Source organism: Bradyrhizobium sp. USDA 4354 (assembly GCF_054060315.1).
This window is the reverse complement of record NZ_JBSSDC010000001.1, coordinates 7,197,231-7,222,038: the sequence shown is the minus strand read 5'-3', so window position 1 is coordinate 7,222,038 and position 24,808 is coordinate 7,197,231. Positions and strand designations below refer to the sequence as shown.

The window sequence follows — 24,808 nt, the reverse complement described above, 5'->3', positions numbered from 1 at the left end:
GCGGCCGGGCGATGTCCCGGCCGCTTTCGTTTCAGGGACGTACGGCCGGCGTCTCCATCGGCAGGCCATGCGCCCGCGACATCAGATAGAGCTCGAGCGCGACCAGCTCGGGCGAACCGTAATCATAGGCCTGGGCCCGGACGCCGTTCATGCAGCTGCGTAGCCGCCGCTCCAGCGAGCCCAGCGTCTGCCATTCCAGTCGATAGAGCGGATAGCCCGTCGGCTGCGCTTGCGTGATCGGCGCGCCGGCGAGGCGCTTGTCGAAATTATCGTCGTGGCAGTTGGTGCAGGCGAGGTTGAGCTGCCCCTCACGCTGCATGTACAGCGCGCGGCCTTGCTCGACAAAGGGCCTGGCTTGCGGATCGTCGCCGGCCGTGATCGCGGTGCCGCGCGACTGGTGGGCGATGAAGGCGGACAATGCGAGCAGATCGCGGCTCTCGTAGGGCAGCGGCGTCGCTTGCTGATGGTTGGCGCGGCAGAGATTGATCCGCTGATCGAGCGTGACGGGACGGCCGAAGGCCTTGTCGAAGGCAGGATAGCGTGCCGCGACGTCCTTCATGCTTGTGCGCGCATCGCCATGACAATCGGCGCAGGCCTTGTCGGCGCTGCCGGTCTTCCTCGCCCAGAGCGCTTCGCCGTCGAGCACGAACAGCATGCCGGGATTGCTGGTGTCGTCGTCCTGCATGGCGCGCGTGTCCGGACCCATGAAGGTATAGCCGGAGCGGCGTGCATCGGGCGGGATTTCGCCGGCAAGCACGGCAGGGGCCGCGGCGAACAATGTTGCCGCCGCTATCGCGCGCCAAGAAATCATTCGACCGTGATCGATGCCGATGCGGTGGACGAATAGCCGTTGTCACCGATCCATTCGAACTCGAACTTGCCGCTTTCCTTGGCCACCGTGAAGAACGACAAATATGGGTTCGCCGCGATCGCCGGAAACAGATCGGCGCGAAAGACCTCGGCGCCGTTGTAGCGGCAAATGAAGCTCGTGATGATGTTGCGCGGCACCAGCTTGCCGTCGGCGGTGTGGCGGAAGCCGGTCTCCATGATGTGCGAGGTCAGCGTGCGGATCTCCATGATCTCGCCGCGTTTGGCCTTCGAGGGAGCGTTGATGAGGGCGGCCATCAGTTCATCTCCTCGGTGCAGGCGGCCAGCGTCACGACGACATCGGCGGCGACCTGCCAGAACGTGTCGTCGGAGAGGCGCGCGATCGCGACCACCTTCTGGGTGTCGGCGAGCCGAATCCGGGTCGAGACCTGGGCCCGGCCGGAGGAGGGGCCGAAATAGAAATTGCCGATGTTCGGCTGCGGGTTCTTCTCGTTGAAGACGTGGATGCTCTTGACGTGGTCATCGGCCGTCATCTGGCTTGCGACGCTCACCGTCATCGGCACGGTGTTGCCGTTCTCGACCAGCGGTGGAATGTCGAGCTTGACCCTGCCGGTGTGAATCTGTGCTTCGCCAACGACGTTACGGATTGCGGTGTTGAGCATCGCCGGTGTCGCCTCCAGCGGCCGCAGCGTGACGATCGGGATCGTGCCGGCGACTGTCACGCCTCCGGCGAGGCTCAGGAATTGTCGTCGCGTGGTTGGCATGAACTAGTCCCGAAGCGTTGCAAGAAAAGCCACGATGTCCTCGATCTCCGCAGCCGACAATATCGGCTTGCCGGCGAAGTTACGTCCGACGCGGACGAGGCCGTCGTTGCGATAGTAGGACGGCATGATGGTGTCCGGATTGAAGCGCGAGGCATCGACCAATCGAAGTCGCAACTGGCTCACCGTCCACCGGTTCCCGGTGCCGGTGAGATCAGGCGCGAGGTCACCCTGGAACCGCGTTTCAGGGAATGGGCCGGAATGGCAGAGGATGCAGGTCGTGGTGCGCGCGAGCACCAGCGCGCGGCCGCGGGCGGCATCGCCGGGGGAGCCGGTGAGCGCGGCTGGAATGCCGTCGCCGATGATTGTGTAGGACAAGAGCTCTTCGGCTCGGGCGGGCAAGGCAAAAGCTAGGCTCGCTACGATGAATGCCGCAATCGCAGATATTGGATGGAATGATCGAGGTCCCCGCGCGCTCCTCTTGCCTCTCCCGCGTGCGGGAGAGGCCGCAGCGAAGCGGCGGGTGAGGGCTCTTTCCTCTTGGGTGTTCTCGCGTGCGGAGACACCCTCTCCCCAACCCTCCCCCGCAGGCGGGAGAGGGGGCGCACTGCGGTCGTGGCGATTGCATTGCCTCGTCATATCCTAACCAAAGCAATCCGCCGTGATGGTCTGAAACCAGCGCTCGGCGTCAGCTGCCTCGCGGGCGCGCAATTCGCGCGGCGCATCGACCGGGCTGGTGGCGCCGCCCTCGACCTCGGTGAAGATGTCGCCCCTGGGTTGGTAGTTGCCGCCGAGCGAGAAGCCGTAACCGGGCGCGACGGTGTTGTAGCAGATCCCTGTGAGCCGTGGCGTCTCCGGCGCGCGGCCCGCGAGCAGATTGACGATCGCGCCAGCGCAGGCCTTGCCTTGCGCACTTGCAGCGGAGGCCGATTTGGGAATGCCGCCGCCGAGGCAGGCGTCGCCGATGACGTGGATGTTCGGAACGAGTTTCGACTCGAATGTGACAGGATCGATCGGGCACCAGCCGGTCGCGTCCGCAACGCCCGCGATGGCGGCGATGCGCCCCGCGCGCTGCGGCGGGATGACGTTGGCGACATCAGGGGTGTAGTTGCCGAACTCCGTGACGATGGTTCTCGTCGCGACATCGACCGAGGTGACGCGGCCGCCCTGTGACAGTGCGACGCGCTCGATCATGTCGCCATAGAGCTCCTTCCACGCCTTCTCGAACAGCCGCTGCTGGGAGAACGTGTCCTTGGCATCGAGGATCAGAACTTTCGAGCGTGGCTTCTTCGCCTTCAGATAATGCGCGATCAGGCTCGCGCGCTCGTAAGGTGCTGGCGGGCAACGCGAAGGATTGGCCGGGATTGCAATGGCGACCGTGCCGCCGTCTGCCATCGCTTCCAATTGCCTGCGCAGCAAAAGCGTCTGCGTGCCGGCCTTCCAGGCGTGCGGCATCGTCTCCGACTCGGCGTCGTCATAGCCGGGCAGGGCTTCGAGATGGAAGTCGATGCCGGGCGAGAGCACGAGCCGGTCATAGCCAAACGCGGCGCCATCGCCCGCCGTCACGCGACGCTTTTGCGTGTCGATGCTCGTCGCAGCCTGGGCGACGATGCTGATGCCTTCGGAAGCAAGCTTGTCGTAGCCGAACTGCTGCGCCTCGATCTCGCGCAGGCCTGCAATCACCTCGTTGCTGAAGGGGCAAGAGATGTAGGTCTTGTTCGGCTCGATCAGGGTGACCAGCAATTTTGCATCGGCGCGCTTGAGCGTGCGAGCGCAAGCCGCGCCGCCAAAGCCGCCGCCGACCACGACGACGTGGCCTGCCGATTGCGCGCGCAGGATCGAAGGTGCCGCGAGCGATGTGGCCGCCGCGGTGATGCCGAGGACGGCATTCCGCCGCGTCACCGGCGCATTCATGAGACTTATCCGGAAAATGCTGCGGCGGCCGGCGTGGCCGCCGCAGCTCGTCTTACGCGAAGGTGATGTTCTGGTCGCGCAGCGGCACCGAGCGGATGCGCTTGCCGGTCGCGGCGAAGTACGCGTTGAGCACCGCCGGCGCCGCGACGCCGATGGTCGGCTCGCCGACACCGCCCCAGAACCCGCCGCTCGGCACCATCACCGTCTCCACCTTCGGCATCTCGTTGATGCGCATCGAATTGTAGGTGTCGAAGTTGGTTTGCTCGATCTTGCCGTCCTTGACGGTGCAGCCGCCGTAGAACAGCGCGGAGAGGCCATAGACGAAGGAGCCGGCGACCTGCCGCTCCACCTGCGCCGGATTGACGACGTAGCCGGGATCGGTGGAGGCGACGATGCGGTGCACCTTGATCTTGCTGCCGTCGGTCACCGAGATCTCGGCGGCGCCGGCGACATAGCTGCCGTAACCCATCACCTGCGCGATGCCGCGATAGATGCCCTGCTGCGCCGGCGTGTTCCAGCCGACCTTCTCGGCCACCGCGTTGAGCACCGCGAGGTGCTTGGGATGATTGCCCATCAGCTTGCGGCGGAATTCGAGCGGGTCCTGGCCTGCGGCCTGGGCCAGCTCGTCCATGAAGCATTCCATGTAGATCGCGTTGTGATTGACGTTGACGCCGCGCCAGAAGCCCGGCGGAACGTGCGGGTTGCGCATCGCGTGCTCGATCAACAGGTTCGGCACCGAATAGCCGAACGCGGCCTCGCCGGATTGGGCGACGCCCTGGAATGCCGCAGGATCCATGCCGTTTTGCAGCGCTTCGGGGCGCAGCGAGAACAGGATCGACTGCCCGGACAGGCGGTAGTGCAGCGCGACCAGGTTGTTGTTGGCATCGAACGCGCCGGTCATCTTGCACTGGGTGATCGGGTGATAGCGGCCGTGCGCCATGTCCTCTTCGCGCGACCACAGCAGCTTGATCGGCGTGCCCGGCATCTGCTTGGCGATCGTGACGGCCTGGCGGACATAGTCGGTCTGGCCGCGCCGGCCGAAGCCGCCGCCTGGCATCACCTTGTGCACATCGCATTTCTCGGCCGGCAGGCCGGACGCCTCCAGCACTGCCGCGAATGCCGCCTCGCCATTCTGCGTGCCGCACCAGACCTCGCATTTGTCCGCGGTGTAGAGCGCGGTGGCGTTCATCGGCTCCATGGTGGCGTGGTTCTGGTAGGGATAGGAGTAGACGGCTTCGACCTTCTTGGCGGCCCCGGCAATCGCCGCCTTCGCGTCGCCGTTCTTGTTGCCGACATAGGCCGGCTGCGCGTCGTCGAGCCCCTCGGCCAGCCATTTCGCGATCGAGGCGCTGGAGACCTTGGCGTTGTCGCCCTCGTCCCAGACGATCGGCAGCGCCTCCAGCGCGGTCTTGGCGTGCCACCAGGTGTCGGCAACGACCGCGACCGCGGTATCGCCGACCTTGACGACCTTCTTGACGCCTTTCATGTTGGCGATCTTGGGTTCGTCAAAGCTCTTCAGCTTGCCGCCGAACACGGGGCAATCCTTGATCGCGGCGTTCAGCATGCCCGGCAGCTTGACGTCGGTGCCGTAGATCATGGCGCCGGTGGTCTTGTCGACGGTGTCGAGCCGCTTGACGCCCTTGCCGATCAGCTTCCAGTCCCTCGGATCCTTCAGCTTGACGTCCGCCGGCGGCGTCAGCTTCGCCGCGGCCTCGGCGACCTTGCCGTAGGTCGTGGTCCGGCCCGATGGCGTATGGGTGATGACGCTGTTCGCGGCCGCGCATTCGGAGGCCGGCACCTTCCATGCATCGGCGGCGGCCTGGATCAGCATCACGCGCGCGGTGGCGCCGCCCTTGCGGACATAGTCCTGCGAGGAGCGGATGCCGCGGCTGCCGCCGGTCGAAAAATCGCCCCAGACGCGCTTGCGGGCGACGCTCTGGCCGGGGGTCGGATATTCGGTCGTGACCTTGGTCCAGTCGCATTCGAGCTCCTCGGCGACGAGCTGGGCGAGACCGGTCAGCGAGCCCTGGCCCATCTCGGAGCGGGCGATGCGGATTACGACGGTGTCCGTCGGGCCTGACCACGACCCAGGCGCCGATTTCCGGCGAGCCGTCAGCGGCGCGGACCACGGCGGGGCCGCCGAAGGGGAGGTCGAGGCCGATGGCGAGACCGGCACCGACCGCGGCCGTGCCGATGACGAAGGCGCGGCGATTGAGCCGCGGCGAAATATGCTTATTCATGTGGGGATTTCCTTACGCGCTTGCGAGCGTGTGGATCGCCTCGCGCACCTGCGCAAAGGTGCCGCAGCGGCAGATATTGGTGATGGCCTCGTCGATGTCGGCGTCGGTCGGCTTCGGCTTCTCGTTCAAGAGCGCCGCCACGGCCATGATCATGCCGCTCTGGCAGTAGCCGCATTGCGGCACGTCCTGGGCGATCCAGGCTTCCTGCACCTTGTGCAGCGCATCGCCGGTGGCGAGCCCCTCGATGGTGGTGATCTTCTTGCCCTCCGCCTCGCTGACCGAGATCCCGCAGGAGCGCATCGCCACGCCGTCGATGTGAACCGTGCAGGCGCCGCATTGTGCAATGCCGCAACCGTATTTGGTGCCGGTCAGGCCGGCATTCTCGCGGATCGCCCAGAGCAGCGGCGTGTCCGGCTCGACGTCGAGGGTGAAGGTTTTTCCGTTGATTGTTAGGTTTGCCATCGCAAGTCCCCTGATTGGCCCAATCCACCGATTGAACTCAGGGGCGCAATCTGTCCGGCAAACTGGAACGGTTCAAATCAACAGTCCGAGGGGTGGCCGGGATGCATTGCTCCTGCGGCTTGAGGGTATGGACCGGGCCCTCGTTTTGCCTCATCCCTTCGCAATCGATTCGGGTTGACGCCCCTTCCATGGGCGCCAATCCGCGGCTTGAGGCGACGTCCGGCCGTGAACGCCGGTTCCAGCGGCGACAGTTTGTCCCTTTTGCCGGGGTGCAAGACGCGGGCGCTTTGGTACACTGCGCCGACGCAAAAGGAGTTCCATGAACGTGCCGAGTCCCTGCAACGTACTGATGCTCTACCCGCTGTTCTCGGCAGAGTCCTTCTGGACCTTCGGCGAATCCTGCAAAGTGATGGGTGTCAAGCGCCCGGCCGCCCCGCTGGGCCTGATCACCGTTGCCGCGATGTTGCCCGAGAGCTGGACCGTCCGGCTGATCGATTGCAACACGGCGGCCTTCGGCGAGGAGGATATCGCCTGGGCCGACGTCGTCTTCACCGGCGGGATGTTGCCGCAGCAGGCCGATACGCTGCGCCTGATCGAGCTCTGCCGCGCGGCTGGCAAGCCCGTGGTCGTCGGCGGTCCCGATCCGACCTCGAGCCCCCACATCTATGAGCGGGCCGACTTCCGGGTGCTCGGTGAGGCCGAGAGCGTCATCGATGAATTCATCGCGGCCTGGGAGAGCGGTGCGCGGTCCGGCGTCTTCACTGCGCCGAAATTCCAGGCCGACGTCACCAAGACGCCGGTGCCTCGCTTCGACCTGCTCAACTTCGAGGACTATCTCTATCTCGGTGTGCAGTATTCGCGCGGCTGTCCCTTCACCTGTGAATTCTGCGACATCATCGAGCTCTACGGGCGCGTGCCGCGGACCAAGACGATCGAGCAGATGTTCGTCGAGCTCGAGACGCTCTATAAGATGGGCTATCGCGGCCATCTCGACTTCGTCGACGACAATTTCATCGGCAACAAGAAGTCGCTGCGGCAATTCCTGCCGAAGCTCGCCGAATGGCAGCGCACGCACGGCTATCCTTTCGAGTTCTCCACGGAAGCCTCGGTCAACCTCGCCGACGATCCGGAACTGCTGGAGCTGATGGGGGCGGCGAATTTCTTCGGCATCTTCGTCGGCATCGAAAGTCCGGACCCGGCGACGCTGGTGGCGATGCGCAAGAAGCAGAACACGCGGCGCAACATCGCCGAGAGCATCCACAAGATCTACGCGGCCGGTATGCTCGTCACCGCGGGCTTCATCGTCGGCTTCGACAACGAGAAGGTCGCGATGGCGGAGTCGATGATCGACTTCATCGAGGAGGCGGCAATTCCCGTCGCCATGGTCGGCCTGCTCTATGCCTTGCCCAACACGCAGCTCACGCGCCGGCTGGAGCGCGAAGGCCGGCTGCATTCGGGCCACGATGTGGCGCCGACCATCGGCGCCGACCAGTGCACGGCGGGCATCAACTTCGATCCGGTCCGCCCGTTGCGCGACATCCTGACGGACTACAAGCGGGTGCTGGAGCACATCTACAGCCCGGCAGCCTATGCGGGACGCGTCGACCGCCTGATGACGCTGCTCGACCGGTCCAGGCAGCGTTCCGAGCTTGCCGAAGGCGATATCCGCTCCAAGCTCGGGGCCATGGAGACCGTGCACAAGGTGGTGTCCGCCCTTCCCGAGGCGCGGGGGCCGCTCTGGCAGACCTTTATGAACTGCGCCAAGCGCGACACGTCATCGGCGCGCATCGCCGTGCAGATGATCGCGGCCTATGCACATCTCGGACCGTACTCGCGCAAGGTCATCGCGGCCATCGACGAGCGCCTGGCCGCGCTGGACAACGAAACCGTCGCTCCGGTAGCTGTCGGCGTGACGGCGGCCTGACGGCTTACTTCACCGCGAGCCGCAAGAAGCTCATCACGCTGCCGAGCGCGGCAAAGCCCGCGCCGAGCGCTAGCGCCAGTGTCGCGCCGTCATGGCCAGCGAGTGCGAAGCAGGCGGCGGCGAGCGCCGCGCCGGTCGTCTGCCCGGTCAGGCGCGCGGTGGCGACGATGCCGGAGGCGCTGCCGCTGCGATGCGGCGGCGCGCTTGACATCACCGCCTTCATGTTCGGCGCCTGGAAGAAGCCGAACCCCATGCCGCAGATCACCATCCGCCAGATGATGTCGGCGATGGCGGGATTGGCCGGCAGCGTCGCGAGCAGCGCCATGCCGAGGCCGAGCAGCACGAGGCCGACGCCGCCGAGCAGGCCGACCGCGTGGCGGTCGGAGAGACGCCCGGCGATCGGCGCCATGATGCCCACCACCAGCGGCCATGGCGTCATGAAGAATCCGGTCTCGACCTGCGAGCGGCCGAGCACATCCTCGAAATAGAACGGCAGCGAGACGAAGGCGAGGCCCTGGACTGCGAAGGAGCACACCGCGGTCGCCGCCGACAACGCGAACATCGGCCTGGCGAACAGGTCGATCGGCAGCATCGGCGCCGGATGATCGGCATGGCGGCGGGTCAGGATGAAGCCGAGCGCGAGGGCGGTGACCAGCTCGACGCCCACGACGATCGGCGACAGGTTATGCGCGGCGCTGCCGATGCCGGTGATGAACAGGCCGAGACAGGCCGACGCCAGGATCGCGCCGACAAAGTCGAAGCCGTGATCGGCGCGCGGCGTCTTCGGCAGCATCGCAAAGCCGATGCCGATGGCGACGAGACCGAACGGGATGTTGACGGCGAACAGCCAGGGCCACGGGCCGAGCGCCAGGATGGCGGAGGCGATCGAGGGCCCGAAGGTGAAGGCTGTCGCGACCACCAGCGCGTTGTGGCCGAAGCCGCGGCCCAGCATCCGGCCCGGATAGACGAAGCGCACCAGCGCCGTGTTGACGCTCATGATGCCGCTTGCGCCCAACCCTTGCAGCGTGCGCGCGACCAGGAGGCTCTCCAGCGACCAGGCGACCGCACAGAACAGCGAGGCGATGGTGAACAGGATCAGGCCGCCGAGGTAGATGCGCTGGTGCCCGACGATCTCGCCGAGCGCCCCGAGCGGCAGCAGCGTCGCGACCAGCGCGATCTGGTAGACGTTGACCACCCAGACCGACTGCTCCGGGCTGACATGCAGATCGGCGGCGATGGCGGGCAGGGCGATGTTGGCGATCGCGGTGTCGAGCGAGGCCATCGCCAGCGCGGTGAAGATCGCGGCGATCGCCCAGCGCCGCTGCGCGGCCGGCAGGCCGTCGGCGATGGCATGTTCGGACTCGCGCGCGGCGGCAGGTAACGTGATTGTCATTGCGCTGGCGCGTTGCTCCGGCAGGTCTATGCGCCGTGTACTACGGCTCGGCGGCCGGCCACAGGCTTATGCGTGCATGCTGTGTATGCGCCGATGCTGGACGCACCGCGGAAAGGGCAACGCGAGCGGGGCGCTTCGCCTGCTTTCGGTCCTGGTCGCGACGTTCAAAACAAAAAGTCGAAAAACAACCCCATGCACAGTAGAAGCCCCCTTGATCGATAAGGGGATTTTCGAACTGCGTTGCGACGGCCGCGATCAAGTTGACCCGTCGGGCAAAACACTGGCAGGATGCTAACGTGGCATGGGGCCCGCAGCAGGCCGCATTCTCGTCTTGCGCGCGCCGTCTCCCGAAGCCGACGTTGAGGCAGATCAACACTCCGCTCGCAGGGCCGCCAGACCTTTCCATCAGCGCATCGATGGAAAGGGCGGCCGACATGCAGACTCTGCTCAGGGAAATCCGGAATACCCCTTTGCTCTGGATGCTGGCCTTCGTGCCCATCGTGCTGGTGGCCGAGGCAGCCGCGCCGCATTCCCACACGCTGCTGTTCGTGCTGGCGGTGCTTGCGATCGTGCCGCTGGCAGCGCTGCTCAGCCACGCTACCGAGGCGGTGGCCGCGAAGACCGGCGATGCCGTGGGCGGACTGCTCAATGCAACCCTCGGCAATCTGACGGAGCTGATCATCGCCATCACGGCACTGCGGGCAGGCCAGTACATGCTGGTGAAGGCCTCGATCGCGGGCGCGATCGTCACCAACGCGATCTTCATGTTGGGAGCCTGCTTGCTGCTCGGCGGCCTGCGCTATCACGTGCAGGAGTACAATCGCGCCGGCGCGCGGCTCTCGTCCGGCCTGTTGCTGATGGCAACCGTCGCCCTGCTTGCGCCTTCGGCGGTCGCCGATCTCCAGCACCTGCCGCAGGGCGAAGGCATCATGAACAAGCTCAGCCTCGGCATTTCAGTCCTGCTCATCATCGCTTACGGGCTGGGCCTGTTGTTCTCGCTCCGGACACACAAGGAATTGTTCGCGAGCGCCGATCATGGCGACGATAAGGAGGCGCACTGGCCGATCGGAATAGCCATTGGCACGCTGCTGGTCGTCACGGTGCTGGTCGCGCTCGTCAGCGAAATCTTCGTGGAGTCGGTGCAGAAGGCGGCGGAAACCTTCGGGATGAGCCCGGCCTTCGTCGGCTTCATCGTCGTCTCGCTGGTCGGCGCCGCCGCCGAATTTGCGGTGGCCTTTGCCGCGGCGCGCAAGGACCGGCTCGACATGGCCGTCAGCATCGCGCTCGGCAGCGCCTCGCAGATCGCGCTGTTCGTTGCACCCGCGCTGGTTCTGCTCAGCTACGTCGTGGGGCCGAAGCCGATGGACCTGCAGTTCTGGCCGGGCGCCGTCACGATGGTGATGATCGCAACGGTGACGTCGGCCTTCATCACCGCCAGCGGACGCTCGGCATGGTTCGTCGGCGCCCTGATGATCTTCATTTATGCGGTGTTTGCACTGACGCTGTACGTCGTCCCGCCGGCGGGGCAGGGATGAAGAGCGCTGGCCCGCCGCCATAGGGGCTGCGACTAACTCGGCGGAGAACGGCGGCCTGCGGTGAGCGGTCTTCCGCAGAGACCAATATTTTCACCGTTAGTAGCCGGCGTAGCTGCCTGATCGACCACCGATAGCAGGCTTGCGGCTGTCGACCCGCCGCTAGTGCCCAAGCCGGCGCCACGTCGGCCAGATACTACTGACTTTTGAACGTCTGCGGGTTCGTCTTTCCTCGGCTTTTTTCAGTCGGGTACGAAGATTCTGAAGCTCTGCCAATTGAGAGGTGAGCGACGAAACACGTTGACGCAGAACCACAATACGGTCGCACACCTGACCACGAGTACTCATGACACGACGCGCCCCTAAACTGTGACTTTAAAAAAATGACCTACGTTGGGCGAGCAGACAAAAAGAGTATAAACCTATAATGACGGTAGCACAGGTTCATTCACAAGGTGTGAACTAGCTCACACGCACGGCAGGAGACGTGGCCCGACCGCAGTCCCGGAGCACGGCAAAGATCAAACCGCCGTTGGATCGTGATTTTCGAGCGAGAGCCGAAGTCGCTTGCGAATTCGTCTGGGGGAAACCGCCGCTAGAGTACAAGCCCCAGCGCCAACCAGGTCGCAACAGACAGGCAAACGCCAATTCCTAAATACGGCAATGCAATGCGCATCGGTCACTCCTCGGCTCCGAGACGCTACGAGAACATGGTCGCTACGAGAACATGGTCAGATACGCATATTCGCCGCCCTGTGCCTATAATCCATGCGATGTACGGGCTTTGGCGTGTAACCGCGGGCCGGCAACGTACGGGAATGCCTCGTGATTTAAACGAATAATTCAACTTTATTAAAAATTGTGATTTAATTTACAAAACGAGACGTTGTAAATGTTAGCGCCACATCCGGCACCAACCTGCAAGCACGAGGGAGGGGCACATGGCTATTCTATTTGGCGATACGAGCGGATCACTCGCCGGCCGACAGCGCGGCGGAGCCCAAACACTGGTCGGTTCCGATTCGACCAACATGCTGTTCGGGGATGCCGGTGTGGACTTGCGCGACCGCGCAGTCGGCGGCAACGACACATTGCTGACTTCCGGATCCGGAACCCTGTTCGGTGATGCAGGCGGAAACATTTCTAATCATGCGCGGGGCGGCAACGACACGTTGTCCGCCCAGGTGCCGGCGTCTGCCATCATCCCCGGCGAGACTTTCACCCTGAACATGTACGGTGATGCTGGAGGCAGCATCTCGGACCGGGCCCTTGCCGGCGATGACAGCCTCGATGTCGAGCTGCCCCTGGCTCTCACGCCCGGCGTGAGAGTGAATGCCTATGGCGACGCCGGCGAAACATTGGCCGGTCAAGCCCGCGGAGGTGATGATCATTTCGGCGTTTCCGGTGGCGGGCATCAAACGGTGGTCGTGTATGGCGACGCGGGCGGCAACCTGATCAATTGCGCTGTCGGCGGCAACGACACATTCGTTGGTGAGGCCGGACCGGATAGCAGTTTTGAGTTCTATGGCGACGCCGGCGGAAGCCTGTTCGGGTATGCGCGCGGCGGAAATGACAGCTTCACCGCGAGCGGATTCGAGTACAACAATCATCTCTATGGTGATGCTGCGGGCGACATGGCCGGGCATGCAGCCGGCGGCAACGATAGCTTTGCTGTGGGCGGGATTGCTCCGTTCAATTTCGTCTTTGGCGACGCCGGTGGAAACATGTCGGCTTCCGCCGCCGGCGGGAACGATACGTTCAACGACTCGAGCGATGCGACACTCGCCGACCGCAATGTCTTTGCCGGCGATGCGGGCGGGAACATGTCTGGTCTGGCCCGCGGAGGAGACGACACCTTCAATAAGACCGGCGTAGGAGGAAGCACGTTCTACGGGGATGCCGCGGGTGATATGTCTGATCGCGCCCACGGCGGCAATGACATCTTCCAGGCTTCGGGCACGCAGGACCAAAATGTCTTCTACGGCGATGCCGGCGGCAACATGGGTGATCGGGCTGCCGGCGGCGACGACACCTATATCGGCGGCAACGTCTTTTCCCATCTCGCCAATCAGGCGTACGGGGATGCGGCGACCATGTCGGGCCACGCGCATGGCGGCAACGACACGATGGTTGGCGGCGATGATCTCAATCCGCATCCGGCAGGCAGCTACGAGACCACTCTCGTAGGCGATGCTCAGTCCATGAGTGACTACGCAAGCGGCGGCAATGACGAGCTGGTAAGCGGCACTGGAAATGACGACATCTGGGGCGATGCGCAGGTGATGCTCGGCTTCGCCAAAGGTGGGAACGATACGTTTGTGTTCAACTTCGACAGCGGCCACGACAGGATCGAGGATTTCGGGCAGGCGCTGTCGAACTTGGGGTCCGATCACATCGATGTCTCTGCTCTCGGCATCGCGGATTTCGGTGATCTCAGCATCTCACAGTTCGACCCCGCAACGCACGAGAGTACGATCACGTTCGGTCCGGGCGACGACGTGGTCGTGCATAGCGAGGAAGCGCTCAGGCCCGAAGACTTCATCTTCGCGCCACATCAGGACCAGCTATTGGCCTGAGCCGAGTGTCTCGGTGCTTAGCTATCGCTGATGGAGAAGGCAGCGTTCACGCCGCCACGGGGCGGACCGCATTTCATGGTCCTCCTGGTCAGCGGTTCGAGAGCGGAGCTCGAGCTGCAGATGCAGGTCTCCCATAGAGAAGGGCGGCCTTTGTTCGGCACAGCGGGCGTTCCAAGCGGGTGGGGTCTAGCCGCACGCTGGCGAGCGCGATTTAATTTGACTTCGCATTCGGTCGAAATTATATGGATTTTAATAATTTATTTATTAAATCTGGCGCCTCGCTGCGCTGCGACATCATTACGATCCACGGGTGTTCTGATCGGGTACCGAGACCATGCGAGCAGGCCGAGCGATCGCTCCATTGGAGTTGCTCTCGATAGAGGCGTGATACATGCGCCGATCAATCGATACTGCACCCAGGGATGGAGAAAACATCTCGATAAACGATGTGGCGGGGGCTGTTGAGGCCGGTCACTGGTCGGCCGAGGCGGGTGGATGGGTTGGGAAGGACGGCTCTCCAATCGGCTTTGCGCCGACCCATTGGTGTCCCGGGGACCCCGAAACCGAGTATGTCGATCCGGAGGACGAGAAATCGGGCAGTTCGCTCGCTGCGGCTGTCGTTCTGGTGCCCCTCATCTTCGTTGGGATGGCCCTGCTCGGTGCGTTCGACCCGTTCAAGGCACAAACGGTTCCGGAAATGACGCGCATTGATGGCGAGAGCGCCGTCGGCCTTGATCAGCGGCCGGAAATCGCGACCGGGTCGCCTGCATTCCTTCAGCGCGAAACGACCGGGGCCCTGATGCTGGCGGTGCCGGCAAGCACGGTAGGCCCTGGGGAAGGGCTCGACGCAGACGCTCGGCGCAGCGACGCGCTCTCCGGCGAACTGGCCGGCGCGCGCCGGGAGCTTGACGAGGCGGTCCAGCGCACGCAGACGGCGGAAATTGCTGCGGAGGAGCTGCGGCAGGCTCTTCAACAGGAGCAAGCCCGCAGCGCCGCGTCCGCGAACGAACTCGCTGGAGCCCGCCGCGAGATCGAGACCCGTATCGCGCAGGCGCGCAACGCGGACGAGCTGGCCGCGCAGCAGAGAGATGCGGCGGCGCGGGAGATCGCTGAACTGCAGCAGTCCCTGCAGCAGGAACGGGAAAAGAGCGCCGTCCTGGCGAAGCAGGCGAGCGCCGCGCAGGCAGCAAGGGCAAGCTCTGAGCAAGAACGCTACGAGGCGCAGTCACGCGCAGCGGCACTCGCGAGCGAACTTGCCGGCATACCTCGCGGATCGCTCACGGCCGACGGTGCGGCGGCGGAGCAAAGCGAAGCGGCGGGACGGGAGATCGCGGAATTGCGGCAGTCTCTGCAGCAGGAGCGCGAAAGGAACGTCGCGCAACAGGAGAACGCCGCGCGGTCGGCAACGGTGAACGCTGAGCAACAACGCCGCGCCCTCGAAGAGGCCCAGGCTCACGCTGCCGCGCTGGAGGGCGAACTTGCGGAAACGCGCCGGGACATCGAAATCCTGAACGGGCAATTGCGCGAGGCGAACGATGCGGCCTCGCAGCAGAGACAGGCAGCGAACCGAGAGATCGCCGAACTGCGGCAGTCGCTGCAACAGGAGCGGAGCAGGACCGAAGCCAGGGAAAGAGACTTCGCCTCGGGATCGCGCCTCACCGATGAGCACGCCCCGGTGGAGCAAAAGAACGAAGGCCCGATCCTGTCGACGGCCCAGAACGTGATCGCAGCGGAGCCGCCGATGAGTCCGGGCCAAGACGAGGTGGAGGCTCGATTGATCCCGCGTGCCAGAGCGTTGCTCGATCAGGGCAATATCGGTGCAGCGCGGATCGTCCTCGAGCTCGCTGCCGAGAAGAACATTGCGCAGGCAACCTTCATGCTCGCGGAGACATATGATCCGGCGGTTCTGTCCGCCTGGGGGGCCTATGGAACGCGCGGCGAGGCGGCTAAGGCGCGAGAGCTCTACGCGAAGGCACAGAGGAGCGGTATTCGCGAAGCCAAGGAACGACTGGATGCAATGCATCACTGAGAGTGCGGCCTTGCATCTTTACCGGGACGAGTGGTTGCGGTGGGCAATCCGGAAAGGAACGACATGAACAAGGTGCCAAGGTCGCTCTCGTCGCTCCTGCTCGCCGCGCTGGTGCCGATTGCCATGCTGCTTCAACCGGCGTGCCTGGAAGCACAAACCGCAAGAACCGCCAAGGCGGATGCACAAACAGCCCGACGGCCGCTCCCTCAGGAGAGCGAAAAGGACCGGATGAACGCCTGGACCGTCGGGCTCGCCGGCGGCCTGCTCGAGGGCGCGCCGATCCGTCTCGCGGCAGAAATGGCCCGTGTCGTCGACGACGGGGCAGAGCTGCATCTTCTGCCGATCGTCACCCGGGGCGCCACCGATAATCTGAATGCGCTGCTCTATTTGCGCGGTGTCGATACCGCCATCATCAATTCCGACGCGCTCGACGAATATAAGCTCCAGGCTCCGCAGATCCAAAGCCGCATCAGCTACTTGCTCAACCTGTTCCCGTCCGAATTGCACATCTTCGTGCGGCCGGAGATCACGAGCCTGCAGGATCTTGCCGGCAAGAAAGTGAATTTCAATACCCAGGGCACCGCAGCCGCCTATTCCGGACCGCTGATCTTCAGCCGCCTCGGGATCGACGTCGACAAGACATTCATGCCGCATCCGCTCGCCCTGGAGCGGATGCGCAAGGGTGAGATATCGGCCGTCGTGTTCATCACCTCGAAACCCGTCGACGCCTTCGTACGCGGTCGTTGGGAGGCGGGATTCAAGTTTCTTCCGGTCCAATACGACAGACGATTCGAGGACTATTATCTGCCCGCGACGTTGGACGCGATCGAGTATCCCAATCTGATCAAGCAGGGCGATCGGGTCTCGACCATCGCGGTGCCGACAGCGCTCGTTGCGTTCAATTGGCGGCCAGGCTCCAATCGCTATCAACGCGTGGCGCGCCTCGTCGACCATCTGTTCTCGCGAATTGACCGCTTGCAGGCGCCAGGCTTTGATCCGAAATGGCGGTCGATCAATCTCGCCGCAACCATCCCGGGGCTCACCCGCTTCCAAGCCGCGCAGGAATGGCTGGATCGCCAGGCGCGCAGCGCCCAGGCGAAGCCATGAACACTGCCGTTGCTCCGCTCGCCGTCGCCTTCAACCTTGCCTGCGGAATTGCCTACGCGCAAAGCACGAGCGATTCCATGGAAGCATTTCGGGCCTGTTCGGCGATGGACGGATCGGCCCAGCTTGAATGTTTACGGGATTCATCACGCAAGTTTCCACCGCCTGCCCGGCGGCCGTCGGACAATAACTGGCTGGTCAGCGAGACCACCTCGCCAGTCGACTATTCGCCGATCGTCACCGCCACCACATCTTCTGTCAGCGGCTCGGATGGGGCCGCGATGCAGCTCGCAATCCACTGCCGCAAGGGCCGCACCGAAGTCATGGTCGCAGGACGAGCGTTCTCACGCAGCGCCAGCGAATACGCCGTCTCCTATCGGCTCAATTCCGATCCGCCAATTCAACTTGCGGCAGCCTCGCCGTCGTTCGGCTCCGGCGTCGCCTTCGGGGGCGACGTCGTGCAGTTGCTCAAGTCGTTACCCGACGAGGGTCGCATCGTGGTGCGTCTTTCCACCCGCACAGGCGCGGCGCAAGAGGGACATTTCCTCCTCAGCGGATTCAAAAACGTGCGTGAAAGAATGGCGGCTGCGTGCAAATGGCCACAGACCGTCGCCAGACCGGGAAGGTGATAGTCATGGAACGGGGAGACGCAAGATGATCAATCTGAAGTTGGCGATGGCAGTCGGCGGCGGCCTGGCGATGCTGCTCCTGGTCGGATCACACGCGCAGGCGGAGCTGGACAACCAGCCAATCGCCCAGGCGAGCGAGAAGAACCAGGCGAGCAATCAGAAGCAACCGGGTAGACAAACGCAGGCGAGCAAGCCGGGACACACTCGCGCGAGCAAGCAAACCCCTGTGACCAGGGCGGCGCTGGCTCAGGCGACAGAGCCCGAGATCGCCAAAAAGCCGCATCAGCTGATATTACAGATCAATTCCAACGACCCCGCGATGATGAATCTGCTCCTCAACAACGCGACCAACGTCGCCGAATACTACCACGATCTCGGTGAGGCAGTGTCGATCGAGGTCGTCACCTTTGGCCCCGGCCTTCACATGCTGCGCGATGACACCTCGCCGGTAAAGCCGCGCATCGAAGTGCTCGCCATGAGCCATCCCGAAATCTCGTTCAAGGCCTGCGGCAATACCCGGGAAAACATGCGCAAGGCGGAGAACAAGGACATCGCCCTCGTTCCGCAGGCGAGCGTCGTCAAATCTGGTGTCGTTCGCGTCATGGAGCTGCAGGAGCAGGGCTGGAGCTACGTCAAACCGTGAGGTCCGCCGGCAAATGCAGCAGCTTGCCGGAAAGTGGGCGAGAGGCTCCCCTCACTGAAGCGCGATGCGATTAGGATTAATCGTCATCGCGCTTTCGGGTTGTTGTTTGAGCATGATCTTTTCGGAAAACCGCTGCACACTTTGCCGGATCACGCTCTAAAACTGATACCTCCGCAGTCCCCCATCCACCGGGATTACGGTGCCCGTGATGTACCGCGCCACCGGTGAGGCCAGGAACACCGCGAGTGCCGCCAGATCCTCCGGCTCGCCCCAATAGCCGACCGGGATTTCCTCCTCGGCAAAACGCTCGCGATAATCCGGCGGATAGTTGCGGCGGATCTGCTCGCTCATGATGCGGCCGGGCGGGATGCAGTTGACGGTGATGCCGTGCGCGCCGATCTCGCGCGACAGGCCCTTGGCCCAGGCGTGCACGGCGGCTTTGGCGGCGAAAGCGGCGTTGAGGCCTTCGGGCTCGGACTTGCCGGTGATGTTGACGATGCGGCCCCATTTGCGTTCGATCATCTGCGGCAGCAGCGCATGCGCGATGCGGCGATAGCTGGTGAAGTTGAGCGTGATCGCCTCGTCCCATTTGCTGTCGGGCGCATCGACGGGCAGGGGACGGCTGCCGCCGGCATTGTTGACGAGGATGTCGACGTGGCCGAGCTCCTTCAGCGCGAAGGCCGCGATGTTCTCGGCGGCGTCCTTGGCCATCACGTCCTGCTCGAACGGCGTGATCAATCCGCCGCCGACTTCTTTTACCAGCGCGGCAAGCAGATCGGTGCGGCGCGCCACGCCGACGATACGCACGCCTTCGGCCGCCAGGCCCTTGGCAATGGCGCGGCCGATGCCGATGCTCGCGCCCGTGACGACAGCAGTTTTCGATTTGAGCCCGAGGTCCATGGTGGCACGCTCTCTTGGTCGTTGCTTCGCGTTTTTGCTGTTTGTTTCCTGCCCTGTCCCGGCGGCTTGCGAATTGCCCGGCCCGGACGAGCAGTGGTAACGAAGAGCAACCGCGAAGGAAACACGAAAAGGAAAAGGCGTCGAAGGATGGTCTGGGACCCGCAGCAATATCTGAAGTTTTCCGGCCATCGGCTCCGGCCCGCCGTCGACCTGTTAATGCGGATTCCGGATTTTGCCCCGCGCACGATCGCCGATCTCGGCGCCGGCGCCGGCAACGTGACGAAGCTGATCAGGGAGCGCTGGCCGGATGCACGTGTGACCGGCGTCGAGGGCTCGGCTGAGATGGTTGGCGCCGGGCGCAAGGCGGCGCCGGAGGTGGAATGGTCACATGAGGATCTCGGCCATTGGAGTCCCGACGGGCAATACGATTTGATCTATTCCAATGCCGCACTGCACTGGCTGCCCAATCATGCGGCACTGTTTCCGTCGCTGATGGAGAAGGTGGCGCGTGGCGGCATGCTCGCGGTGCAGATGCCGCGCAACTTTCTCGCGCCTTCGCATGTGCTGATCGGCGAGACTGCGCTTGACGGTCCGTGGCGGTCCAAGGTGGAGCATCTCGTCACCCCGCCGCCTGTCGAGGGGCCGGCCTTCTATCACGATCTTCTCGCGCCGATGTCGGCCAACATCGACATCTGGGAGACCGAATATCTGCAAGTGCTCGAAGGCGAGAACCCCGTGAAGGAATGGACCAAGGGCACCTGGCTGACGCGCTATCTCGACGTTTTGCAGGGCGAAGAGAATGTCGCGTTCGAAGCCGCCTATGGGATGCGCGTCGCAAAGGCTTATCCGAAGAATGCGGCGGGGCAGACGCTGTTCCCGTTCCGGCGCCTCTTCATGGTGGCGCAGCGCAGAGGCTGATCGCCCTGCCGCAATGCGGCATAAGCGCTCGTTCCGTTGGACTCGCGCGGATGCCGGGTTGCGCATACGGCGCTCGTCAAGTTAGCTTGGCTGCGGCAAATTGGGCTTAGGTCTAGTTGTTCGGGTGGCGGATTGCTGCCACTACTGACCTGAAAAACAAGAAGAAGCCGGTTAGAGGTTGTTGGGAGGTACCTTCATGCGCAAGCTGCTTGCTGCGGTCGCCGCCGCGGCTGTTCTCTTGGCGCCCGCCATCGCCCAGGCTCAGAGCCCTGTCGTCATCAAGTTCAGCCACGTCGTTGCCAATGACACCCCGAAGGGCAAGGGCGCACTGAAGTTCAAGGAGCTTGCTGAAAAATACACCGACGGCAAGGTCAAGATCGAGGTCTACCCCAACTCCACGCTCTACAAGGACAAGGAGGAGATCGAGGCGCTGCAGCTAGGTTCAGTGCAGATGCTTGCGCCCTCGACCGCGAAATTCGCGCCGCTCGGCATCAAGGAGTTCGAGGCGCTCGACTTGCCCTGGCTGTTCAAGGACGACCAGACCTATGCCAACGCGATGAAGGGCACGGTCGGCAAGTGGCTGTTCCAAAAGCTCGAGGCCAAGGGCATCACCGGCCTCGCCTATTGGGACAACGGCTTCCACATGCTCTCCGCCAACCGCCCCTTGCTGAAGCCGACCGATTTCCAGGGGCTGAAATTCCGCATCTCCGGATCGAAGGTCGCCGACCAATATCTCCGCATCATGGGCTCGATTCCGCAGATCATGGCGTTCTCCGAAGTCTACCAGGCCTTGCAGACCGGCGTGGTCGACGGCTGCGAGAACACGGCGTCGAACTATCTGACGCAGAAGTTCTACGAGGTGCAGAAGGACATCACCGTGTCCTATCACGCGCATCTGCAATACGCCGTCATCGTCAACTCGAAATTCTGGTCCGGCCTGCCGCCTGACATCCGCATCCAGCTCGACAAGGCGATGGCGGAGGCGACCGACTACACCAACTCGATCGCGCGCCAGGAGAACGAGGAGGCGCTGGCCGAGGTCAAGAAGACCGGCAAGACCAATCTGCATTACCTCACCGACGCCGACCGCAAGGCCTGGCAGGAGGCGATGCAGCCGACCTACAAATGGGCAAAGGGGCGGGTCGGGCAGGAGGTGCTCGATCTCGTCGCCAAGGAACTCGACGTCAAGATGAACTGACGGGCCGCGCCCCAATAAGAACACGACCGACGGTCGGGGGTGATCGCACTCCCGACCGTTGCGCTTGAATAATCCAATCCGGGGGGACCAAGTTGCTGCGCGTGCTGAATCGTTTTCTCGATCATCTCGAGGAGTGGCTGATCGCGACCATGATCGCGGCTGCGACGTCGCTCATCTTCGTCGCGGTGCTGCACCGCTATGGCGCCGGGCTGTCGATCGATATCGCCAAATGGGCGGAAGCCCGCAGCCTGACCTTCCTCGCCGTCCCCGCGCGCGCGACGTTCGCCTGGCTTGCGGCGCTCGACCTGTCCTGGGCGCAGGAACTCTGCATCTACATGTTCATCTGGATGGCGAAGTTCGGCGCCGCCTACGGCGTGCGGACCGGCATCCATGTCGGCGTCGACGTGCTGGTCAATATCCTCCCCGGCGGGTCGCGCCGGCGCGTGATCACCTTCGGGCTTCTGTGCGGCGCGCTCTTCACCGCCATCGTCGCCTATTTCGGCGCCGCGTTCGTCAGCCAGATGTGGCAGACCGGCCAGCAGTCCAACGATCTCGAAGCGCCGATGTGGATGGTGTATCTCACCATCCCGCTCGGCTCCGGCTTGATGTGCTTCCGCTTCCTGCAGGTCGCCTGGTCGTTCCACCGCACCGGCGAACTGCCGCATCACGACATGGCGGGCGTCGAGGGTGTCGAGGCGGATCCGGTGCATCCGGCGCCGGTCACGCCCAGCCAGGTCGTTCGCGACGAGCGCAGCCCGTTGGGCTGGATTTTGATGCTGCTGCCGGTCCTGATCGTCGCCCTGTGCTTCGCTCATGCGGCCCATGTCATCACCCTGCCGCACGGCCTGCGTGTCTTCATCGTGTTCGCGCTTCTGCTCTCGCTGATGCTCACGGGCATGCCGATCTCGATCGCGCTTGGTCTGACCGTGCTCAGCTTCATGTTCACGCTGACCGACGTGCGAACGGAATCGGTGGCGCTGAAGCTGTTCACCGGCATCGAGAATTTCGAGATCATGGCGATCCCGTTCTTCATCCTCGCTGGCAACTTCCTGACCCATGGCGGCGTGGCGCGGCGGATGATCACCTTCGCGACCTCGCTGGTCGGCCATTGGTACGGCGGCCTCGCGCTGTCGGGCGTGGTCGCCTGCGCGCTGTTCGCCGCGATCTCCGGCTCCTCGCCGGCGACAGTGGTGGCGATCGGCTCGGTGATCCTGCCCGCCATGGTCGCGCAAGGCTTTCCGAAGCGGTTTGGCGCGGGCGTGATCACGACATCGGGCTCGCTCGGAATCCTGATTCCGCCGTCGATCCCGATGGTTCTCTACGCCGTCTCGACCAACAGCTCGGTCGGCAAGCTGTTCATCGCCGGCATCGTGCCGGGGCTTGCGCTCGCCTCGCTGCTCGGGGCCACGACGTTCTATCGCGCCTGGCGCAACGACTATCCGCGGATGCCGAAGGCGACCTTCCTCGAGCGTCTCGATGCGTTTCGCAAGTCGATCTGGGGCATCCTGCTGATCGTGATCGTGATCGGCGGCATCTACAGCGGCCTGTTCACGCCGACCGAAGCGGCCGCCGTCAGCGCGGTCTACGCCTTCATCGTCGCGGTGTTCATCTACAAGGATCTGAAGCTGCGCGACGTGCCGCGCGTGCTGCTGTCGTCGGCGAATCTTTCCGCGATGCTGCTCTACATCATCACCAACGCGGTGCTGTTCTCGTTCCTGATGACCTACGAGAACGTGCCGCAGGCGCTGGCGCAATGGATGATCGACCAGGGCCTGGGGTGGATCGGCTTCCTGCTCCTCGTCAACCTGCTGCTGCTGGTGGCGGGCAACGTGATGGAGCCGTCCTCGATCATCCTGATCATGGCGCCCATCCTGTTTCCGGTTGCGGTCAAGCTCGGCATCGATCCGATTCATTTCGGCATCCTGATGACGGTCAACATGGAGGTCGGCCTCTGCCATCCGCCCGTCGGCCTCAATCTCTACGTCGCTTCGGGCATCGCCAAGATGGGGATCACCGAGCTGACGGTCGCGGTGTGGCCGTGGCTGCTGACGATGCTGGGCTTCCTGGTGGTGGTGACGTATTGGCCCGGCCTGTCGCTGTGGCTGCCGCGGCTGCTGGGGATGTAGGTGCGTGAGCGGCACGAGCGGTGCACCCTCTCCCCTCAAAGCGAAGCGGGGTAAGGGGTTCTCTCCTCACGAAAAGTCTTGCGAGCGTATACCGAGGGTGTGCAGGCGGAGAAGGCGGACGCCAGCTTCACGCTGGCACGCGCAACGCTCGACCAGCGATCGCCAAGCTGACGAGCTTTCCGGAAGCCGTTGCGGCCGGCAAGATCAAGCTGTCGGGCAATCCGATGAAGCTTGCCGAGCTGATGGGCCTGATGGACGAGTTTCCAAGGATGTTCGAGATCGTCGAGCCGAAGCGGGCGAGGGTGGGGTAGGGGCTGTCGCCCAGTCCCCCGTCATTGCGAGCGCAGCGCAGCAATCCAGAGTCCCTCCGCGGAAAGATCCTGGATTGCTTCGCTGCGCTCGCAATGACGAATTGATAGAGCGCGGCGCTTCCGCAAATCATGGCCGGTACCAGCCCGGCCATGACGCTTGCGCTTAAGTTGCCTTCCTACTCCGCGCTGCTCACCAGCTTGATCCGCGGCGCCTGTGCCTCGGTCAGGCTGCGATAGGCCGCGAGATAGTCCAGCGCCATGCGCCGTGCGGTGAAGCGCGTCTCGAACTGCTTGCGGATCGCGGCGCGGTCGAGTTGCGGAAGGCGGTTCACGACCCCCGCGGCACTGATGACATCCTCGACGATGAAGCCGGTGAGGCCCTCGTCGATGATCTCCGGCACCGAGCCGCGGTTGAAGGCGACCACCGGCGTTCCGCACGCCATGGCCTCGATCATGACGAGGCCGAACGGCTCCGGCCAGTCGATCGGCAGCAACAGGCCGAGCGCGCCGCTCAGGAAATCCGACTTCTCGTGATCGCTGATCTCGCCGATGAACTCCACCAGGGGATTGTTCTCGATCATCGGCCGGATCAGCTCGTCGTAATAATCCTGGTCGGCGCGATCGACCTTGGCCGCGATCTTCAGCGGGATGCCGCAATGAGTGGCGATCTTGATGGCGCGGTCGACGCCCTTTTCCGGCGCGATGCGGCCGAGCACGGCGAGATATTCCTGTTTTGCCGGCTTGGGCGTCAGCAGATTCTCCGGCAGGCCGTGGTGGATCGTCGTCACCCAGTTCGCCTGCGGCACCGGCCGTCGCTGCGCGTTGGAGATCGAAATGACGGGCATCTTGGAGAAGGTGTTGAAGACCGGCTGATGCTCCGGCAGATCCAGCCGGCCGTGCAGCGTGGTCACAAACGGCGTCGGCTGCCGGTGGAACAGCGACCACGGATAGTAGTCGAGATGGAAGTGGAGGAAGTCGAACTCCTCGTCGTCACATTTTTGCCGCACCCGCTCCAGCAGCACCATGTGCAGCGCATTGGGATCGCGCACGGAACCGTCGAGACGGAGTGCCTTCGGCCACAACGCATCCAGCTTGCCTGACGTCTGCGAGTCGCCGCTGGCGAACAATGTCACGTCGTGTCCAAGGGCCACCAGCTCTTCCGTCAACCAATGCACCACCCGCTCGGTGCCGCCATACAGCTTGGGTGGAACAGCCTCCGTCAACGGAGCTACCTGCGCGATGCGCATCTCACCATCTCCTCTGCGATCATGAATGTTGAAACCCCCGCCTGTACGGCACCGGCAAATGCCAGACGAGGGA

The 24,808-nt window shown here is 63.8% G+C and carries 19 protein-coding genes and 3 pseudogenes; 12 read left to right on the top strand and 10 right to left on the bottom strand.

The features are described 5' to 3' along the window. Positions 1-31 precede the first annotated feature (31 nt). From soxA to ACVIIV_RS33505, 7 genes and pseudogenes are all read right to left on the bottom strand, one after another. On the bottom strand, positions 32-811 hold the full coding sequence (gene soxA, locus ACVIIV_RS33535; RefSeq protein WP_456748005.1) for a sulfur oxidation c-type cytochrome SoxA: 780 nt from the start codon (positions 809-811) through the stop codon (positions 32-34). Next, entirely contained in the window at positions 808-1,125 is a 318-nt protein-coding gene (gene soxZ / locus ACVIIV_RS33530) for a thiosulfate oxidation carrier complex protein SoxZ (RefSeq protein ID WP_456748004.1), read from the bottom strand. Before soxZ ends, soxA begins: the two co-directional genes overlap by 4 nt. Continuing rightward, complete coding sequence (locus tag ACVIIV_RS33525) at positions 1,125-1,592, bottom strand: SoxY-related AACIE arm protein (RefSeq protein WP_456748003.1); 468 nt, start codon at positions 1,590-1,592, stop codon at positions 1,125-1,127. The genes soxZ and ACVIIV_RS33525 overlap by 1 nt, the downstream gene beginning before the upstream one ends. 3 nt (positions 1,593-1,595) lie before the next feature. Further along, positions 1,596-1,967 carry a sulfur oxidation c-type cytochrome SoxX gene (gene soxX, locus ACVIIV_RS33520; protein WP_456748002.1) on the bottom strand — a complete coding sequence of 124 codons (372 nt, stop codon included), beginning with the start codon at positions 1,965-1,967 and terminating at the stop codon, positions 1,596-1,598. 264 nt (positions 1,968-2,231) lie between these two features. Further along, positions 2,232-3,503 carry an FCSD flavin-binding domain-containing protein gene (locus ACVIIV_RS33515; protein WP_456748001.1) on the bottom strand — a complete coding sequence of 424 codons (1,272 nt, stop codon included), beginning with the start codon at positions 3,501-3,503 and terminating at the stop codon, positions 2,232-2,234. Positions 3,504-3,555: 52 nt separating this feature from the next. After that, a pseudogene (locus ACVIIV_RS33510) lies at positions 3,556-5,743 on the bottom strand (molybdopterin cofactor-binding domain-containing protein). Between the two features lie 12 nt (positions 5,744-5,755). Next, positions 5,756-6,205, bottom strand: coding sequence for a (2Fe-2S)-binding protein (locus ACVIIV_RS33505; RefSeq protein WP_456748000.1), 450 nt, complete (start codon positions 6,203-6,205; stop codon positions 5,756-5,758). A gap of 319 nt (positions 6,206-6,524) precedes the next feature. Between ACVIIV_RS33505 and ACVIIV_RS33500 the strand changes: the two genes are divergently transcribed. Beyond that, on the top strand, positions 6,525-8,129 hold the full coding sequence (locus ACVIIV_RS33500; protein WP_456747999.1) for a B12-binding domain-containing radical SAM protein: 1,605 nt from the start codon (positions 6,525-6,527) through the stop codon (positions 8,127-8,129). Positions 8,130-8,133: 4 nt separating this feature from the next. Here the strand turns inward: ACVIIV_RS33500 and ACVIIV_RS33495 are convergent, their stop codons facing one another. Continuing rightward, positions 8,134-9,522 (bottom strand): MFS transporter, encoded by a 1,389-nt coding sequence (locus ACVIIV_RS33495; RefSeq protein ID WP_456747998.1) that lies wholly within the window; start codon positions 9,520-9,522, stop codon positions 8,134-8,136. A gap of 434 nt (positions 9,523-9,956) precedes the next feature. Between ACVIIV_RS33495 and cax the strand changes: the two genes are divergently transcribed. The 6 genes from cax (at position 9,957) to ACVIIV_RS33465 (ending at position 18,035) form a co-directional block, all read left to right on the top strand. Continuing rightward, positions 9,957-11,057 carry a calcium/proton exchanger gene (gene cax / locus ACVIIV_RS33490; protein WP_456747997.1) on the top strand — a complete coding sequence of 367 codons (1,101 nt, stop codon included), beginning with the start codon at positions 9,957-9,959 and terminating at the stop codon, positions 11,055-11,057. Positions 11,058-11,995: 938 nt separating this feature from the next. Further along, the gene (locus tag ACVIIV_RS33485) at positions 11,996-13,630 is read left to right on the top strand and encodes a hypothetical protein (protein WP_456747996.1); all 1,635 of its coding nucleotides are present in this window, start codon (positions 11,996-11,998) and stop codon (positions 13,628-13,630) included. A 391-nt stretch (positions 13,631-14,021) separates the two neighbouring features. Next, positions 14,022-15,659 carry a hypothetical protein gene (locus ACVIIV_RS33480; RefSeq protein ID WP_456747995.1) on the top strand — a complete coding sequence of 546 codons (1,638 nt, stop codon included), beginning with the start codon at positions 14,022-14,024 and terminating at the stop codon, positions 15,657-15,659. A 63-nt stretch (positions 15,660-15,722) separates the two neighbouring features. Beyond that, a complete protein-coding gene (locus ACVIIV_RS33475) occupies positions 15,723-16,766 on the top strand; it encodes a TAXI family TRAP transporter solute-binding subunit (protein ID WP_456747994.1) in 1,044 nt (347 codons plus the stop codon). Next, entirely contained in the window at positions 16,763-17,392 is a 630-nt protein-coding gene (locus tag ACVIIV_RS33470; RefSeq protein ID WP_456747993.1) for a hypothetical protein, read from the top strand. The genes ACVIIV_RS33475 and ACVIIV_RS33470 overlap by 4 nt, the downstream gene beginning before the upstream one ends. A 46-nt stretch (positions 17,393-17,438) precedes the next feature. After that, the gene (locus ACVIIV_RS33465) at positions 17,439-18,035 is read left to right on the top strand and encodes a DsrE family protein (protein WP_456747992.1); all 597 of its coding nucleotides are present in this window, start codon (positions 17,439-17,441) and stop codon (positions 18,033-18,035) included. Positions 18,036-18,191: 156 nt separating this feature from the next. On the opposite strand, the gene ACVIIV_RS33460 is transcribed toward ACVIIV_RS33465, so the two are convergent. After that, the gene (locus tag ACVIIV_RS33460; protein WP_456747991.1) at positions 18,192-18,935 is read right to left on the bottom strand and encodes an SDR family NAD(P)-dependent oxidoreductase; all 744 of its coding nucleotides are present in this window, start codon (positions 18,933-18,935) and stop codon (positions 18,192-18,194) included. A gap of 147 nt (positions 18,936-19,082) precedes the next feature. Between ACVIIV_RS33460 and ACVIIV_RS33455 the strand changes: the two genes are divergently transcribed. From ACVIIV_RS33455 to ACVIIV_RS33435, 5 genes and pseudogenes are all read left to right on the top strand, one after another. Further along, positions 19,083-19,853 (top strand): methyltransferase domain-containing protein, encoded by a 771-nt coding sequence (locus tag ACVIIV_RS33455; protein WP_456747990.1) that lies wholly within the window; start codon positions 19,083-19,085, stop codon positions 19,851-19,853. Between the two features lie 196 nt (positions 19,854-20,049). After that, complete coding sequence (locus tag ACVIIV_RS33450) at positions 20,050-21,051, top strand: DctP family TRAP transporter solute-binding subunit (RefSeq protein ID WP_456747989.1); 1,002 nt, start codon at positions 20,050-20,052, stop codon at positions 21,049-21,051. 149 nt (positions 21,052-21,200) lie between these two features. Next, positions 21,201-21,677 (top strand): annotated as a pseudogene (locus ACVIIV_RS33445) (TRAP transporter small permease); the annotation flags it as partial. A gap of 219 nt (positions 21,678-21,896) precedes the next feature. Continuing rightward, a complete protein-coding gene (locus ACVIIV_RS33440) occupies positions 21,897-23,177 on the top strand; it encodes a TRAP transporter large permease (RefSeq protein ID WP_456748891.1) in 1,281 nt (426 codons plus the stop codon). An 87-nt stretch (positions 23,178-23,264) separates the two neighbouring features. Beyond that, positions 23,265-23,488 (top strand): annotated as a pseudogene (locus ACVIIV_RS33435) (alkyl sulfatase C-terminal domain-containing protein); the annotation flags it as partial. A gap of 176 nt (positions 23,489-23,664) precedes the next feature. Here ACVIIV_RS33435 and ACVIIV_RS33430 read toward each other — a convergent pair. Continuing rightward, positions 23,665-24,735 carry a glycosyltransferase family 4 protein gene (locus tag ACVIIV_RS33430; protein ID WP_456747988.1) on the bottom strand — a complete coding sequence of 357 codons (1,071 nt, stop codon included), beginning with the start codon at positions 24,733-24,735 and terminating at the stop codon, positions 23,665-23,667. Between the last annotated feature and the right edge of the window lie 73 nt (positions 24,736-24,808).